Annotated in this window: 17 protein-coding genes; 4 read left to right on the plus strand and 13 right to left on the minus strand. The window is 68.1% G+C overall.

Translation table 11 applies throughout. From position 1 onward, the window contains the following. The first annotated feature begins 1,217 nt into the window (after window positions 1-1,217). Window positions 1,218-1,622: a histidine phosphatase family protein gene (locus tag ACIHAX_RS36440; RefSeq protein WP_364439493.1), complete on the plus strand. Its 405-nt coding sequence runs from the start codon at window positions 1,218-1,220 to the stop codon at window positions 1,620-1,622. A 112-nt stretch (window positions 1,623-1,734) separates the two neighbouring features. On the opposite strand, the gene ACIHAX_RS36445 is transcribed toward ACIHAX_RS36440, so the two are convergent. The 4 genes from ACIHAX_RS36445 to ACIHAX_RS36460 all read right to left on the minus strand — a co-directional run bounded on the left by ACIHAX_RS36445 (window position 1,735) and on the right by ACIHAX_RS36460 (window position 6,947). Next, on the minus strand, window positions 1,735-2,322 hold the full coding sequence (locus ACIHAX_RS36445) for a hypothetical protein (RefSeq protein ID WP_397282213.1): 588 nt from the start codon (window positions 2,320-2,322) through the stop codon (window positions 1,735-1,737). A gap of 414 nt (window positions 2,323-2,736) precedes the next feature. Next, complete coding sequence (locus tag ACIHAX_RS36450) at window positions 2,737-4,296, minus strand: hypothetical protein (protein ID WP_397078990.1); 1,560 nt, start codon at window positions 4,294-4,296, stop codon at window positions 2,737-2,739. Between the two features lie 412 nt (window positions 4,297-4,708). Continuing rightward, window positions 4,709-5,242 carry a single-stranded DNA-binding protein gene (locus ACIHAX_RS36455; protein WP_397078988.1) on the minus strand — a complete coding sequence of 178 codons (534 nt, stop codon included), beginning with the start codon at window positions 5,240-5,242 and terminating at the stop codon, window positions 4,709-4,711. Between the two features lie 124 nt (window positions 5,243-5,366). Continuing rightward, the gene (locus tag ACIHAX_RS36460; protein ID WP_397282216.1) at window positions 5,367-6,947 is read right to left on the minus strand and encodes a ParB/RepB/Spo0J family partition protein; all 1,581 of its coding nucleotides are present in this window, start codon (window positions 6,945-6,947) and stop codon (window positions 5,367-5,369) included. A 45-nt stretch (window positions 6,948-6,992) separates the two neighbouring features. On the opposite strand from ACIHAX_RS36460, the gene ACIHAX_RS36465 reads away from it, so the two are divergent. Genes ACIHAX_RS36465 through ACIHAX_RS36475 form a run of 3 tightly spaced genes read left to right on the plus strand, consistent with a single transcriptional unit; the run spans window position 6,993 to window position 10,010 of the window. After that, window positions 6,993-8,066, plus strand: a complete 1,074-nt coding sequence (locus ACIHAX_RS36465) for a tyrosine-type recombinase/integrase (protein WP_397282218.1) — start codon at window positions 6,993-6,995, stop codon at window positions 8,064-8,066. Then, on the plus strand, window positions 8,067-8,390 hold the full coding sequence (locus ACIHAX_RS36470; RefSeq protein WP_397282220.1) for a helix-turn-helix domain-containing protein: 324 nt from the start codon (window positions 8,067-8,069) through the stop codon (window positions 8,388-8,390). It abuts the gene before it with no gap. A gap of 45 nt (window positions 8,391-8,435) precedes the next feature. After that, window positions 8,436-10,010, plus strand: a complete 1,575-nt coding sequence (locus ACIHAX_RS36475) for a tyrosine-type recombinase/integrase (RefSeq protein WP_397282223.1) — start codon at window positions 8,436-8,438, stop codon at window positions 10,008-10,010. Here ACIHAX_RS36475 and ACIHAX_RS36480 read toward each other — a convergent pair. From ACIHAX_RS36480 to ACIHAX_RS36520, 9 genes are all read right to left on the minus strand, one after another. Then, window positions 9,992-10,333, minus strand: coding sequence for a hypothetical protein (locus tag ACIHAX_RS36480; RefSeq protein ID WP_397282225.1), 342 nt, complete (start codon window positions 10,331-10,333; stop codon window positions 9,992-9,994). The two genes, ACIHAX_RS36475 and ACIHAX_RS36480, sit on opposite strands and share 19 nt — an antisense overlap. 116 nt (window positions 10,334-10,449) lie before the next feature. Then, window positions 10,450-10,689, minus strand: coding sequence for a hypothetical protein (locus ACIHAX_RS36485; protein ID WP_397282227.1), 240 nt, complete (start codon window positions 10,687-10,689; stop codon window positions 10,450-10,452). A gap of 105 nt (window positions 10,690-10,794) precedes the next feature. Further along, window positions 10,795-11,565: a DNA-processing protein DprA gene (gene dprA, locus ACIHAX_RS36490; protein WP_397078982.1), complete on the minus strand. Its 771-nt coding sequence runs from the start codon at window positions 11,563-11,565 to the stop codon at window positions 10,795-10,797. Window positions 11,566-11,765: 200 nt separating this feature from the next. Further along, a complete protein-coding gene (locus tag ACIHAX_RS36495) occupies window positions 11,766-12,740 on the minus strand; it encodes a DUF4192 family protein (protein ID WP_397078980.1) in 975 nt (324 codons plus the stop codon). 655 nt (window positions 12,741-13,395) lie between these two features. Further along, the gene (locus ACIHAX_RS36500; protein WP_397078978.1) at window positions 13,396-13,941 is read right to left on the minus strand and encodes a hypothetical protein; all 546 of its coding nucleotides are present in this window, start codon (window positions 13,939-13,941) and stop codon (window positions 13,396-13,398) included. Between the two features lie 355 nt (window positions 13,942-14,296). Continuing rightward, window positions 14,297-14,983 carry a hypothetical protein gene (locus ACIHAX_RS36505; protein WP_397078976.1) on the minus strand — a complete coding sequence of 229 codons (687 nt, stop codon included), beginning with the start codon at window positions 14,981-14,983 and terminating at the stop codon, window positions 14,297-14,299. A 61-nt stretch (window positions 14,984-15,044) separates the two neighbouring features. After that, the gene (locus tag ACIHAX_RS36510; RefSeq protein ID WP_397078974.1) at window positions 15,045-15,254 is read right to left on the minus strand and encodes a hypothetical protein; all 210 of its coding nucleotides are present in this window, start codon (window positions 15,252-15,254) and stop codon (window positions 15,045-15,047) included. Beyond that, a complete protein-coding gene (locus tag ACIHAX_RS36515; protein WP_397282229.1) occupies window positions 15,251-15,754 on the minus strand; it encodes a hypothetical protein in 504 nt (167 codons plus the stop codon). Before ACIHAX_RS36515 ends, ACIHAX_RS36510 begins: the two co-directional genes overlap by 4 nt. A gap of 5 nt (window positions 15,755-15,759) precedes the next feature. Further along, window positions 15,760-16,236, minus strand: a complete 477-nt coding sequence (locus ACIHAX_RS36520) for a DUF3085 domain-containing protein (RefSeq protein WP_397282231.1) — start codon at window positions 16,234-16,236, stop codon at window positions 15,760-15,762. Between the last annotated feature and the right edge of the window lie 2 nt (window positions 16,237-16,238).

A 16,238-nucleotide genomic window follows, 5' to 3' on the forward strand; every position in this document is an offset into this window, starting at 1 on the left:
AACTGTGGTGTGGCGGGACAACCGAGCCGGCAAGGCAGCCAGCAGCTGGACCGCGGCTCGTCCGGCCAGTTCCCTCACGACTGCCCGCACCTGACTGCTGGGCCGGTTCGGCCATGCAGTCCGCACGCTCAGCGGCAAGGTCCTGACCCCGTACCGGCTGCGCCACACCGGCATCTCGTGGAACTGCAGGACGGTGTCCCGATCTTCGTCGTTTCCCGCGACGCCGGGCACGAACCGTCAACACCACCGACCGCTACTACGGGCACAACGACCGCAAGGCCAGCGAATCAGCCGCCCAGGTCATCGCGGGCCGACTGCCCCGAGTACGCGCCAGCATGCTCAGCATCGCAGCCTGAGTCGCGACCGCCCACCGATCAGTGCGACAGCGGATTTCTCAGATGAGATGCACACAGGATAGATTCGAGGCGTCAACTGTTTGAGCGATCGGATGGTAGGCGCGAATACCCCTGAGTGAGCCTCGAACCGCCGCAGACCGGTTCGGGGCTCGTTCGGATCCGGGATTCCTTTCGGCCAGCGGGTCCATCTACCCCTACGCTGGTTTGACCGCATCCCGGGGAACCCACTGTCGAAGAGCGACTTCGCTGGTGCGGAGGGCATAGCGGGGCTACGCGGGCGCCGGCTCGACAGTGAATGGCGTGCGTGCGGATGCGCAGCGCGGCGAGTTGCTCGGTGCGCGGGAAGTCGGTCAGCGGTGCCGGGACTGTGGTGCCATCGGTCCGGCTACCGACACCCAGGGCTGCGGCATGCGAAATGATCGCATACCGGGTGGTCGGCCGTCGAGGCGGGCACGCTGATCAGTAACTGACGGCAGTCGAACTCCCCGGGCGGTGCGCTGTCGGATGTCAGCAGGAGGTCGTCGATGCTGCGGTACAACAGGATGTTGTACAACGCGTAGTGGTTGGCGGCAGGCGCTCGATACCGGTGATGCTGTCGGCGAGTACGAAGTCGGCGTAGCAGGCGGTTTGCGAGGTGGGTGGTGGATTTGTGAACGAAATCGGGGTTGACGTTGGATTATGTGCGCCTGCTACTGATTCGCTGCGCCCACAGCGAATCGTATGACGATGGTGTGGCCGGTGAGAAGGGCGCACGCGTGCTGCGCCCGACGGGTAGAAGTCAGACTGCGCGGTTGGCGGAGCGTTTGGCTGCCGAGCAGTCCAGCCACGGGATCACCTGCGTGTACAGCACACGCGCGTCGCGTGGCGCAGACCCCCGCGGTGGTGGCCGACATGCTGGGGCTGTCGGTGTGCACGCGCAGCTTCTCGGGCCGCCGGTGGGGGAGTCGACGCGGGAACTGTCATCCGCTCGGCTTCGAGGCGGTCGGTGAACAGATGTGGGAGCAGTGGGCGGCGCGAGTGGGCTGCGAGTTGGAGCTGATCGCAGGGATACATCCCGGTGAGGCAGTGGCGGTGGTCTGCCACCAAGCCAGCGTCCTCGCGGCGGCCCAGTATTTTCTGGAGGCGACTTACTCGCGGGCGCATGCTTCGGTGGAGGTCGACCGCACCGCGATCACCGAATGGCAGTTGTGCCCGCTCGATCGCGAGGCGAGTGGGAAGTGGGCTGCGGTGGGTGTTGCCGGCGCGCGAACGATGCCGAAGACCTGAGTCCCCCACTGCGCGGCGTCACGCGGCGGCGACGACATCCATGACCATCGTATTGCCGCGATGTGCGCGCGGTCGGAGTCGGCGATGGCGCGTTCGGTCGGTCCTGCGTGGGTCAGTTCCGCGGTGCCGTTTCCTGTAGAACGAGGACGTTGTACGGCCGCGGTGGGTATTTGAAGGTGTAGGCGGTGATGATGCGGTTCTCGTAGCGCTGTGTCTCGGGATTCCAGAGGAAGATTCGCTGGTTGAGCACGTGCTCGTCGGTGGCGCGGATTCTGGAGATCTCGGGCCATTCGGGTGCCTGTTCGCAGGAAGCGATGATCTGCTGGATGCGCCGCTGGGGTATCCGGCCGGGCGCGACAACGAGGAAGGCGTTGGCCATGACGATGGCCCGCTCCTCCCAGTTCCTGATCACTTTCTTCGCAGCGGGAGCCCGGACCACCCATTCGAGCAGATTCGGTCGCACGTCGGCGTCGGGTGCGGGGGCGACAAGTCCGGGGAAGCGAGTCAGCAGTGGTTGGTTGGCGGCGTACAGGTCGAAGGCGTCGTCGTGGTAGCAGGCGGGATCGAGGTTGTGGTCCAGGCCAAGCTGGTCGTCCGGGGTGACCACGGGCGCCATGTCCCAGTTGAGCTGGCTGAGCAGTGGCTGTGTCAGCGCGGCGTACTTGGGTCTTCGCCACTTGGGGACCTCGAGGCCGTTCAAGAACGCCTCGAGTGTCTCGGCCGAAGGAGTCCGCCCTTGACGCTCCCACGCGTAAATCAACGTCTTCGAGAGGTGTGTTCGAGAAAAGAGGGAAGAAGAGGGTGGGGGGTGGGGGTAGGAGGACTGAGCGGAGTGGCGTATGGACGGTATGTGGATGAATGAGGATGGGGCGTAGATGCGTGGTGCGGTAGCGGCATGGTGTCGCAGGGAGGTGGCGGGACGGGACGTGGACGTGGTCCTGTGCCGGTCGTCGGCGGTGGAGCGGTTCAGGCGCGCGCGTCCATCCGACGTCTCGGCGTGCGTGTGCGGCCGTCGATGGGTCTGTTCGACAGTTCGGGGTGGTGACCGGTCCGCCGTGGGCGCGGTGGCAGCCACGGCGGACCGGGGATTATCGGGTGAGGACGCGGGCGGGGTTCAGGCCGCGGTCGATTGGCGGCGGGCCGCGACGAGACCGAGGTCGATACGGCAGGTGGTGCAGTAGCCGTCGGTGTGGACGACACCGGGGCGGGCGCAGGCGTCGCAGCGGCCGATCCGCTGCCCGGCTCCCAGCGCCGCCGTTCTGCGTGGGCGGCGGGCGGCCGGGCGCGGTGTCGGAGCAACAGGGGTGGTCTGGTCGAGGTTCATCGCCATCCAGCGAGTGATCAAGCGCCAGGTGGGGCCGGTATTCGCGGCGGCGGCGCGGATGCGGTCGAGCATCGCGCGTGCCTGCCGCGGGTGCGTGGCGGCGATGTAGGCGCAGCGGGAGTCGACGAAGCTGCGCATGCCCCACCCCAGGGCCAGCGGCGCGATACCGGGGTGGCCGTCGGCGCGGCAGACGTCGCAGAGACCGTCGTCGCTGACGTGGTCGCCGTCGAGGGCGTGGAGCGCGCGTCGGTCGCTGGCGGGTCGGTCGATCCAGCAGCCGACGCACGGCCAGCCGAGGTAGGGGGTCATGGCCGCGAGGTCGTAGTCCAATCCCGATCCTTGCCAGGTGGACTCGCGGAGGTCGAGCTCGGTGTAGGGCAGATACTCGTCGCGGTCGTCGGGAACGGGCAGCCCGGTGCGCCGGGCTGCGAACCGGCTCTGGTCGGCCGGGGTGATCCTCGGCGGCAGGGCGGGGCGGGCACGGTGAGAGCGTGTGCGTCGATCACCGCCGCCCGCGGGAGCGGGGTCGGTGTCGTGGTCGCGCAGGAACGCGCGAGCGGCTTGATCGAGGGCGCTGTCACGGCCGTCGCGTGCGCCGCGGCGCGGAGATGACTCGGGCGCGAGGAGGTGTCGGTCGGCCTCGGTGTAGCAGTGGGCGACGTGCAGGAAGTAGCTGCGGTCCCACAGGTCGGCTTGCACGTGCGCCCACATCAGGTCGACGGGTTTGCGCGGTTCGGGCACCGGCGGGGTGCGGTCGGTGTCGGGCTCGGTGTCGATCGCGTAGAGCCGGTCGGCGGCGTAGGCGGCGTAGATCTGCTCGCCGCGCTCGGTGGCGCGGCGGTCGCGTTCACGGTGACGCAGATTGACCGTGGCGGGCACCGGCGTGCGGGCTGCGCGGCGAGCGGCGATCGCCTCGGCGCTCAGGCGCGCGGCGTCGGTGGCGGCGGTGGGGGTGGCGGTGAGCCGGTCACGGTTGCGCCGGTCGCGGATGGAGCGGCGCACCCATTCGGCGGCCTCGATCGAGATGTCGGATTGCTGGGGCATCTCGGGCCGATACAGACCGGGTTCGGAGTCGGCGGTGTAAGCGATGATCACGTCCCGCAGTTCGGGTCGGCTCTTGGCCATCCAGCCCAGCTGCCGGGACGCGACCTTGAACGGGGACCGGGTCAACAGGTCCGCGGCCCGGTCGAGCAGTTGGCGCTCCTGCGGGGAGGCCAAGGCCAGAACCTCGGTGAAACGCTCACGCGCCCGGTCGGGATCGACCTCGAGAAGGTACTCGATCTCACCGAGCGCCTCAGCGAACGGGGAATCGGCAACAGCAGTTTCGGGAGTGTTCAACGTAGCGGTCATCACGGACTCCTGTCGTGGTCGTGGAAACAGCTCGGCCCCGTACCGGACGCGCGCACAGCACGGACCCCGGTACGGGGCTGGGCGGCTGGTCGTCTGACCCGCCTGAGTGCGACCGACCAGGGTGGGATCCCGACACGGCGAAGGGAACGCGCCCACCCGGGCGGCGGCGAATTCGTGCGCTGAGCGCACCGGCCGGCGCGGGTGGTGGACGTCGCGCGGGCGAATTCGGTGACGGCCGGGGCGCGGGCCCGCAGCCGTGGCGGGATCACGGCCTGGTAGCACTCAGCAAGGCGGGACAGACGGCCAGACGATCAGCCCTCACCCACCGAAAACTCGACGGCACGAGCGATCAGCGGTGGCCGCACAGTGAATCTCCTGCCAGTACCGGCGACACGATGCGCGTGAGTTCGGATCAGAACGCCGGATCTTCCACCCCAGAGCCACCGCCGAAGGAGCTCACGGCGTTGAACCCCCATGGGTCATCGCTCCTAGTTCCCGCTACCGCGCCCACGAGGTCCCGGGCCCGGTCATCGCTGTCGGAACGACCGGCCGCCGTGCGGCTGTAGCCATTGCCGGGATGGCGGGAAACGCGGTTGACCTTGGCGGTGGCGAAGCGCAGCGATGGCCCGATCTCGTCGACCTCGAGTTCCATTCGGCTGCGCTTGTCGCCTTCGGCGGTCTGCCAGCTGCGCTGCCTCAACCGGCCGGACACGATCACTCGCGCACCTCTGGTCAGCGACTCGGCAACGTTCTCCGCGGCCTCGCGCCAGATGCTGCACGGCATGAACAGCGCCTCGCCGTCTTTCCACTCGTTGGCGTTGCGGTCGTGATACCGCGGGGTGGAGGCGACGGTGAAGTTCGCGACCGCGTGACCGGCGGGGGTGAACCTCAACTCTGGATCGGCGGTCAGGTTTCCGATCACGGTCAGCACGGTGTCTCCGGCCATGAGCATGCTCCTTCTTGAGGTGTGGACGGATGGGGATGGATCGGTGATCGTGCTGCCACCGAGTTGTGGCCCTCGGTGGCAGCACGGGCCGCCGGACCGCCTCACTCCCAGAACAGTGGTGGTGTCAGGAGGCGAGGTCGATGTGGTGGTAGTCGATGTCTCCGGCGGCGGCCTGTTCGACATCGAGCAGCGCGAAGTCCAGCTCGGTTCCGGCTACGGCGTCGGCGAGGAAATGCAGATACCGTTTGGTGGCCGCGGAGCTGTCGCGCCAGAAGCTCTTGCCGATCGGCGCTTCGGCGGCGGCGATCTGCATGGCGAGCACGATCATCCACGCCCGCGAGGGTGTCGCGGCGTGGATCGCTGCGACCAGTTGCTGGGTGGAGCCGCCGACGCCGAGCAGTTTGGTCACCTTCTGCAACACGCTCGGATCGAGGGTGTGGGCGATGGATTCGGCGACGAACGCCGCCGCTTGCCGCGGCGGGGTGCGTCCGGCCAGCAGGCGCGGCAGGAACTCCTGCCGCCGCGCGTTGGCCGCATCTCCGCGTTTGTTCAGCTCGATCACCCGCCGCCGGTCCTGGCGCGCCTGCTCCCGCTCGGCGGCCGCCTTCGCGGCGGCTTCTTCGGAGCCGTCACCGGTGTCGGGGACGATCTGTTGCAGGCCGCTGTCGGCCAGGGCGCTGGCGGGCAGGAAGTAGGTGGGGATCCAGCGGTCGCGCCACTGAACCTGCTCAGCGTGCACCCGCCCGTCGGCGGGCTCGGCGGACAGATCACCGCGGGTGCTCCAGTCGACGGCGTCAGGGTCGATGATCGCGCCGGTGTCCTTGTCGACCAGCAGCCCGTTCTCCTGCACCTTGAGGTACACCACCCAGCGGGCCGGGTCGGTGTAGATCTGTTCCTCGCTGACCGGCTCACCGTCGGCGGTGACCAGCTCGCTGGCCGGGATGTAGGCCGCGTCCGGTTCGCTGGTGTCAGGTTCGGTGGCGAGGATCCCGAACCCGTACGCGCCGTAGAGCAGCGACTCGTGAAGGCGGGCACGGGTTTCGGCGCGGTCGTTCTCGATCCGCTTGGCGGTGGCGGCGAAGCTCCACCGGCCCGCCGTCGCCAGCCGCTGCACCGCGTCGGTGTCGCCGAGGTTGTCGTAGTGGGCGATCACCGCGAGCTCATCGAGGGTGTACTGGCGCTGTTCCAACAGCCGTTTGGCGGTGTCGGAGCCGCCGACCGCGGCGGTCTTCTGAATCTCCGACCGCTTGCGCTGCAACCCTTTCGCGACCCGGGTGGCGGAGGCCCCCAGATCGAGCATCAACGCGATGCCGGTGGCGCGGTCGGCGTCGGTGAGCGGGACGCGGCGGTCGTTGAGGTTGATCTGGGTCAACGTCCGCGCGATCCGCCGCTCCTTCGGGTCGACGTCGGTGGGGGCGTCGGTGACCCACACCGGCACCCGCGTCAGGCCGACCTCGCGCGCGATCAGCGTGCGGATCTGCCCGTCGACGACATGCACGGAACCGTCGGGCTCGCGTTCGGCGCGGATGGGGTTGCCGACACCGAACTCCCTAATCGACGCCGCTTCCTCCGGATGCGCGAGTACGACATCACGCGAGTTCTGCAGCTCTGATGCGTTCGCCGTGGTCCTGGCCAGCGGGTTGGTGCAGTTCGGTTGGTGTAGAGCAACTTTGAGGTTGCTTCGGGATTTCTGAAGAGGTTTCATTGAAGCCGATCTCGTTTCGCATGGTCCGAAGGCAAGGTGCGTGGGTTGGCTGTTTCGGTGGTCCGGGATCTGCGGTCGTATCGGCCGGTGGCGTCGCCGGAAGAACTCGAGGCGTTCGAGACCGATGTGTTGGCAGGGTTGGTGCTGGCGCGTTCGGCGGCGGGGCTGTCGGACGGAACGATCCGCGGTGATGTGAGCAATCTGGTGCAGGTTCGGGAGTGGTTCGGGCGTCCACTGTGGGAGATGGAAGCCGCGGACGCGGACCGATACTTCGGTCGGGAGCTGCGCCGTTCTCCGGGCGGCACGAGATTGGCTCGTGCGCAGGCGTTGTCGGTGTATTTCGAGTTCCTGGAGTTGCGTCATCAGGTCGAGTTGCATGCGATGACCGGACGGGTGGTGACGTGCCCGCTCGATGAGATGAACCGGCCGCGGGGGAGCAAGGACGCCCGGCTGCGGATCCCGCCGTCGGAAGCTGAGATCACCGCGTTGTTTTCCGGATGGGCGCAGGAGCTGACGACCTGCCGGAAGTTCGCCACGGCCGCACGGAATTACGCGGCGTCGAGGTTGATGGCTGATGTCGGTGTGCGGGTCAACGAGGCCCGCCATCTCGATCTCGCCGATATCCGTTGGGAGCTGGGGAGATTCGGCAAGCTGCACGTGCGCGTCGGGAAGGGTGCGCGTGGGTCGGGACCTCGGCAGCGGATGGTGCCGTTGATCAACGGGGCCGATAGGTCGCTGCGCTGGTATGTGGAGGATGTGTGGGCCCAGCTCGGTGATGATCCCGCGCGACACGGTGCGGCGTTGTTCCCCTCCGAGCGCGCCGGTCGCGGTGGCGGCCGAGGCCGGGTGGGGTACGACTCGTTGCGGGCGGGACTGGCCGCAGCGACCGCCACGCATCTGCCGTCGTGGGCGGGCAGGCTGACACCCCACGTGTTGCGCCACTTCTGCGCATCGCAGTTGTATCTGAACGGAATGGATCTGCTGGCGATCCAGGAGATGTTCGGCCATGCCTGGGTGGCCACCACCATGCGGTATGTCCATGTGCACCGCACTCGAATCGAGGACGCCTGGATCGCGGGCCATCAGCGCGCGGCGACACGGCTGGAAGGACTGATCTGAATGCAATGGAACCTGCGCCTGGCCGCGGCCAACCGTGGCATCTGGCAAGCCTCCCAGCTGCAGAAGATGCTGGCAGAGAACGGCCTGGTGATTTCGGCGGGCAAGATGTCGCACCTGTGGTCGGGCCAGCCCGCCTCGATCAAGCTCGGCGACCTCGACGTCCTGTGCGCGGTGCTGCGATGCGAGGTGGGGGAACTGCTCATCGCGCAACCACTGCCGACGGCACGCCCTGCCGAGGAAGCCGACACGGACACGGTGGCGGTCAACGCGCCACCGCCGGTGATCCCGCGCCGTCGGGACGGCCGCTCGCTGCCGCCGCGCTAACCGATGGTCGCTCGTGATCGGTCGACGGCCAGGGTGCGGCGTTCGGTGGCCAGCTGTGCCGAATGTCTGGCCTGGGGTCTCACCTACGCCCAAGGCGTGTGCGACGCCTGCTATCAGTTCGCCGCCCCCGCTCGTCGCCACCTGGTCGGCGACTGTGGCGCGTGCGGGCGGTCGGTGCCGTTGAAAAACGGGTTCTGCCGGTTGTGCTGGTGTCAGGCCCGCGAGGACCGCGCCGTGTCCGCGACCGACCCGCGGGCGAAAACGGTGCTGGCACCGTATCTTCCGCTGGTTCGCTACCAGCAACTGTTTCTCGCCGACCTGTATCGCCCTCGCGCCTCGGCCCGTAGCGCACCACGTCGGCACGGCGTGAAAGGACGCCCACTCAAACCCGCGCCGGCGGCTGCGGGTCGGCCGAATCCGATCGGCGCGCAGATGGTGTTGCTCAACGATCTGCCGCGCACCTACCGCTACGGCGCGATCGACCTGAGATCGGGTGCAGCACCGGACAATCCGTGGTTGGCGTGGGCGCTGCACCTGGCCGATGTGATGAGCGAGACCCACGGGTTCAGCCCGATGGTCCGGCGCGCCTTGAACCGCAACCTGGTGATGCTGCTGGCCACCCACGCCGACACCGACACCGTCCGGTTCTCCGATTTCGATCGTGTCCTGCGTGATCGCGGCGCGAGCCGCCTGCAGGTCGTCGACGTTCTGTCGAGAATGGGTGTGCTCGTCGACGACCGGCCCGACACTTTCGAGCTCTGGCTCGACGCCAAACTCGCCGACCTCGCCCCCGCTATCGCCGACCTCACCCGACGCTGGGCGCGCCAATTGCGCAACGGCGGACCCCGCCGGAAACCGCGCCACCCCCAGACCGTCTACATCTACGTCTCCACCACCCGGCCCGCGCTGGCGGCATGGTCGCAGCGTTACGACCACCTGCGTGAGGTCACCCGAGAGGATATCCGCACCCATCTCGAGGGCCTGCGCGCCGACCAGCGAATGGTCGCGCTGGTCGCGTTGCGGTCGCTGTTCACCTGGGCCAGACGCGAATCGGTGATCTTCGCCAATCCCTGCGCCCGTCTCAGCCTGCACAAACCGCCACCACCGATCTGGCAACCCATGTCCGACGACGACATCGCCGCCGCGCTCGAGACCGCCCGGACCCCGCAAGCGAAGGTGTGTGTCGTACTCGCGGCCGTGCACGCCGCCCGGCCCGGCCAGATCCGCGCCCTGCAACTCCACGACATCGACCTGACCAACCGGCAGATCACCATCGCCAGCCACACCCGCCCACTCGACGACCTCACCCACCGCATCGTCTGCGAATGGCTCGACCATCGGCGCCGCCGCTGGCCCCACACCGCGAACCTGCACCTGCTCCTCAGCAAGGACACCGCCCTGCAGACCGGACCGGTCAGCCCCACATTCCTTCGAACCCGCAACGGCCTGCCAGCGAACCTGGAGAAACTTCGAATCGACCGCCAGCTCGAGGAAGCCCTTGCCTGCGGCGGCGACCCACTGCACCTGACAGCGGTCTTCGGTCTCGACGAGACCACCGCCATCCGCTACGCCACCAACGCCCTCAAGCTCCTCCACGACATTCACGCCGCACCCTTGTGATCACCACGAACCCAAGCATCCATCCCCCACGACGAACCAGGTATATACTTGGGTTCCGCGTGAAATCGCCTGAGTTCCAAGGAACTTCCGCATTTTGTGAGATCGAAACTCTTGCGGACGTTTTCGGCGATCACCAACTCCGCCGGATCCAGATACTCCGCCTTGGCCTCGGGCACATCGAGCACCACGGGCTCCTCGAGGACGGTGGAGTCCTCGACCACAGCAGTGCTCTGCTTCGCAGCCACGGATGTGGTCTCCTCGACAGTCACCGAGTCGATGCCAGGACCGGGGTCGGTGACGGCGGTCAGGGTGGAAGTAGTCAACATGGCTCCTTGATGACAAGCGGCGCGGCGACCCCACCAGTCACAGGTGAGGCCGCCGCGCCGGAAGACGGATACAGGCATGACGGGACGGGCGTGCGCCGAGGGCGGATGAGAGGTCAGGCGGCGCGTTGGGCGCTGTGGCGGGCGACGTTGATCGGGTGCAGTCGCAGCACGCCGTGTTCGCCGTCGTCGAGGAACGTCCAGTAGCGGCCCCGCCAGCCGGGGTAGTCGCCGCGCCAGCGCTCCAGCACCGCCGAATCGGTGATGGAGGGCGCGGCTCCGGCGTAGCCGAGGTGCTCGAGACGGTCGTAGTCGCCACGAGCAACGGACTGCACGGCAAGGCTGGATGCGGACATGAACAAACCTCCTGGGATCGATGGGACGGACTCGACGCCGCCGCAACGGGTGGGTCGGGTACGGACACGAAGTGCTGTCGCCAGATCAGCAATGCCTGCGGGCGGTTACGTGGTGGCAGCCCACGGATGCCTCTGGTCAGCCGAGCGCGGCGGGGTCGGCGTGCAGGTCGTCGATGACCTGGTGGGCATCGGTGACCAGGCGGCGTGCCCGGAGCGGATCAGGTCGTGGCAGCCCCTCGATGCCGAGGAGTAGACGGGGCCGGGGATCGCGAACACCGGGCGGTTGAGTTGGTGCGCCCAGCGGGCGGTATTGCGAGTACCGCCGCGGATCCCCGATTCTGGGATGACCAGTGCCCGTGACAGCGCCGCGACGAGCCGGTTGCGTTGCAGGAATTGGTGTTTGGCGGCCGGGGTGTCGGGTGGGTACTCGGAAATGAGCAGCCCGGTCTCGGCGATCCGGTCGAATAGCTCGCCATGTGGGGCGGGGTAGGTGCGACCCAACCCGGTCGCGACCACGGCGACCGTGCGACCACCCCGGTTGAGCGCCGCACGATGGGCGGCGGCGTCGATACCGAACGCTCCGCCGCTGATGACCGTCCAACCGCGCTCGGCCAGATCACCGGCGACATCATGGGTGACGTGCACCCCGTAGTCGGAGGCGGCGCGCGCTCCGAGGACCGCGACGTGGAACTGCGACAGCGGACTGTGCCGCATTGTGCCGCGCATCCACAACACCACCGGACTCCCCGCAGTGATGCCAGGCACGTCGAGGTCGGTCACAGCCCTCGGCCACTCGGCATCGTCGCGGGTGACCAGTCGAGCCCCAACCGAGGCAGCGTGGTCGAGGTCGCGGGCGGCCAGATCCGCCAAAAGCATCCGGAACACCGGTGGCGGCAACCCGACCGGTGGCCAGCTGGGCAGCGGCCTCCTCGACCTCGTGCGTGGCCATCAGCTGACGCACGACCGGCGCGGCGGTCAACGCGGCGCGGGCCAGGATCACCCATGCCAGCCGGCGGGAGAGGGTGTGCGATGCGGGAATCATGAAGCCTCCACAGGGATCGATGCGGGTGCGGGGTTCAGTCGATGTCGATGCCCAGTTGCGCGGCGCTCGCGCGCCCGGCACTGATCGCGGCGCGCAAGAGCGCGACCGGGACGGCGCGGTGGATTCCGGCAACCATCGCCTGCACTGTCGGGTTGTCGGGGTCATCGGCCACCGCGATGCCGATCGCCGCCGCGGCCCGGTCACGGTCACCGTCGACGTAGGCGGTGACCGCGCACAGCATTGCCGCCGCGGTGCGGTGCGGGGAGGGCAGCGTCCGCACCAACAGCGCCCACAACCGCTGTCCGCGTTGTCCCTTCGCGCCGACGGCGAAGGCATACAGGCTGTCACGGACCAGCCCGTCGGTCAGTGCGTCGGCGAGCTCGGCGACCTCCGCAGCCGACAGCACGCCCTCGTCCCGGACCGCCTCGACCTGCATCAAGGCCAGCCGCAGCCGTTCCCGCGACAGCTCAAGGTCACCGCCACGCACCGTCACCAGTGCGGCGACCTCGGCAGCCAGGCCGGCATCCGGCACCAGGTCGGGTGGAAGGTCGGCGGCGCTGCCGCCGCGCGGCGCGGCGTAGGGCAGCAGACCGTGCTCGCTGCCGAACAGACTCGCCCACGGGTGGCCAGGGTCGCGGCCGGTGACCGACCAGGCCGCCACCACCCCGACACCCAGGTCGGTGAGTTGATCGCGGATCCGGGCCGCTAGTACGCGGTGCTCGTCGCGGGGAAACCGTGTACCGAGGGGGTCGTCGACCACGACCACGGCGACGGCGTCCGGGCGATACTCGGCACACCAGCGGCGGATGTGGGCCAGGATCGGGCTGGTGGCCAGGTAATGGCCGGTTCGGGCCAGGTCTTCGTGGCGGAAGCGTTCCACTCCGATAAACCCGGCCGACCCGGACGTGGGTTCCCGCAAGGTCATCACGACCAGTGACCGGTGTGTCGGTTCCGGCAACCTGGCCAACACCTCGGCGATGAAACGGCCGGGATCATCAACGAACGACACGACAAACCTCCTCGATCACTGGGACAGGAGCGCGCCTCACCCACATCGGGCGAGACACAACAGGAAAGACACGCGCACCGAGCGGCGCGGGCCGCGCGACGGTGGCGGAATCGCTAGAGAGCGTGAGGCGGGGACGGTGGATGCGCCCTGGAGGGGGAGGGGCGCATCCACCATCGCGCCTCGACGCCGGGTGAAGCAGCGGGCGACAGCCCGGCGCGGGCAGCATCGGGCTTCGACCGACGGGAAAGCGAAAGTGACTGTCCCCCCGATGAAGTCCGAACCCCTGTAGGCAGACTAGCCCCGTCGCCCATTCGAACCAGAGGAGATGCCCTATTCAAACGCGCACCACACGCGGGAGATGCGGGCGGCCACACCATGGGTCTACTGCCGGTGAACCTCACCTGTTCGTCAACATGGCTACCGCAGGCAGAACGACCGGATCATCTACCAAGGGATCCATGGACGCCTCGACCCTCGTGCTGAGGATCTCGGTGAGGATCACACCGTCCACGAGGCCCACGCTGGCGACGACCTGCCGTTTCCGTGGTTTGTTCGGTCTGACCATCGGTGCTGGCGCTCCGATACATCGGTGCTATTCACAACGCTGTTTCGGCCGGGCGGGCACAGTGACCTCGGAGTTGACGAAAAGCGCCTGCTACCAGTGTTCGATCAGGTCGAAATGCAGCTGCCCGTAGCCATCGGGGACGGCGGTTCCGACGGTGATGCGGTCACGAGCCCACGATCCCACTGCCTCGAATCCGAGATCGCCGATGGCGCGCTGCGGGTGGAGGTCGCCACCTCCTCGCCCATTGCCCTCCGCTGTCAGGATCGGAAGCGGATGAATGCGGAGCTCAACGTCGTTGGCCGGGACGACGTTCTTGTCCACGTAGACCCGCTTGTCATGGTTGATGACATAGCGGCCGATGACGGCCGAGTCCGGGACCGTGGCCTTAGTTGCGGAATCTGCACGGTCATAGAGGCTTTCCGGTGTGATACCACCGGGCTCGATGTCGGCATAGTGACCGGCCCACACGACCCGGGTTGGTTCGGTCAGCAACCGTTCAACTGCCTCAACGAATTCGTCGCCGATCCACGAATGCTCCATGATCTTGATGCTCATGTGGTAGTCCCACGGGTCGACATAGCCGACGATGTCGTCGGCGTCATCGGCGAGCAGGACAGCTCTGAAGAACTGGCCCATAGCGAGAGGCACCTTTCGAGAGAGATCGATGAAATGCGGAGGTGGAGCGCATGACGGGCCCCGGGACTCGCCTGATGCAGGCCACCAGCTCAGCGGCGCTGGTGATCACCACGGGCAGCGGTGGCCGGTGTGCCGGTCGAGGTCGCGCACCGCGTCCGCGACGGGTGCCCCGGGCTTCCTACAGGACGGCGACGGGCTTCGGTGTGCCGAGCGCTGAGCGTCCGGGCAGCGATTCGGTGCGGCGGGAGACGAGCCGGTCACACGACACCGGGACTTTTCTCGCAACCAGGCTGCACCGATCTTCGGGCGTGCGCGGCAGTGCGCCGATGCAGGCGCGCGTCCTGCCCGTGGGGTGTCACAGCCGCAGGCCCCCGTAGCCAAACATGGCTGCGAACGCGAGATGAGCGCGCAGCAGGTCGACCGGGTGAGACGTCCCGTCGGCGGCGGGTGCGGCGTCGCGGACCTTCCGGATCTTCAGCAGTTTCGCGCCGCGCAGCTTGATACCGGTCACCGGTGGTGTGGTGTCGGTGCCGGGATCGTGGAAGGTGGTGTAGTCCGAGATCGGAATCCACACCTCATACCAGGCGTCGGCGGGCTGGCCTTCGCGTGGCGCCTCCCGCGAGTCGCGTTCGTTGGCCTGCCACCGCCGGCAGGGACAGGCCGGGTCGTCGCAGCGAGCGAATTTCTCGGGCGGGTGCCGGTTGTAGCGGGTCTGTCGTCCCGCCAGCATGGGGCACGCCTTGCGGGAGTAGTGGCCGCATTCGGGATGTACGCCCGGCTCTGGGGAGATTCCGCGCAGGTGGTCGGCGGGGCGGATGTAGAGCATGACCCGGTCATCCAGGGGCTGCCCGCAGACCTGGCACAGCCTGCGGGACAGCGTCTCTTGTAGTCGTCGGTGGTCGATTTTGCCCCAGACCGGGCGGGTGCGGTCGCGGTGGGCGAGGGTGATGTGCGGGACCACCAGTCCCTGCGCCAGCGGTGCGTGCGCCAACCGCACAGGGATCGGCGGCCGCGCGGGTACTGGTACTTCGGAATCGGTCAACGACGATCACCTCGAATCACTCGGAGGATGTGCCCACCTGCAGTGGCAGACGGGCAGAGTGTCAGGACTCGGTGGACTGGATCGGTGCGGCCGAGACCTCGAGACGGATCACCCGCTCGGCGGTCCGGGGGGCATGGATGCGGACCTCGATCACCGCGCGCAACGCGCCCGGAACGGGCGGTTCGGCGACCCAGGGGGCGAACCGGTCGGGGTCGCGGTGGGGAAGGTTCGTTTCGATCCAGGTCACCAGCTCTGTAGCGTTGGTGATCACCACGGCCAGCGGCGACCGGTGTGCGGGTCGAGGTCGTGCACCGCGACCGCGACGGGTGCGCCGGGCACCTGGATGCTGACCGACCGCGGCAGCAACGCCTGGAGGCCGCTGGCAGCGAGATTGCCGCGCGCGACCACCCACCGGCCACGCTCATCGAGCTGGGCGGGCAGCAGCCGCCACCCGTACCCGCTCGGCAACCGATCGAACAGCTGTCGCTGCCAGAGGTCTCGGCTGCCGCCGTCCTCATCGACGGTGACTTGCGTGGTGTACTCGATGCGTACCAACGCCATCACGACCGCTGTTGGCGCCCCTACCCCGGCCGCGACAGGGTCCACGCCGGGGAACACGCCGATCGAGGCGCCCGGCCGGGGCGGGGTGGAGAACGCGGCGTGATACCCCGCGACGAGCACCTGTGCGGCGGAAGCGAGGTCGGGCAGGACCGAGCGGTATCGAGGATCGGTCTGCAGGCGGGCGAGGTAGCGGCTGGAGTCGATCCCCACCGCGATCACCCCACGCCTTGGGGCGGGTGCTGGTCAGCGCCGGAAGTTGGCGTGGGGGTGGGCGCTGTTGGGCTGAACATCATGGCGAAGCTGCTGGTTGAGACGGTGATGGACAGCCACCCGTTCACCGCGGCGTAGGCGCGGATCAGCTCGATGAGCGTGTGGCCGTCGAAATCCTCGGTGAGATCGAGGTATTCGACGAAGTCGTCACCGAGCGGGTCACCGTGGTTCCAGTGGGTTCCGGGGCCGTGGTCGAGGGCGTAGACGACGTGCGCCTGGTAGTCGGGGCTGTCGGGTTCGCCGGGCTGGTGGGGGATGCCGTTGCTCATCAGGTAGATGCCGTGGTCTTTGACCCAGATCAGCGACGGCACCGCCGGGCCGGGATCGGCATACGGACAGCGGGAATGCTGCGAAGCGGCCATGGCGTGCTCGGCGAGGTCGATCACCTTCGACAGCGGGAACCACAGTGCGACCGAAGCCATGT

It is taken from the genome of Nocardia sp. NPDC051929, assembly GCF_044548645.1.
Classification (GTDB): Bacteria; Actinomycetota; Actinomycetes; order Mycobacteriales; family Mycobacteriaceae; genus Nocardia; species Nocardia sichangensis.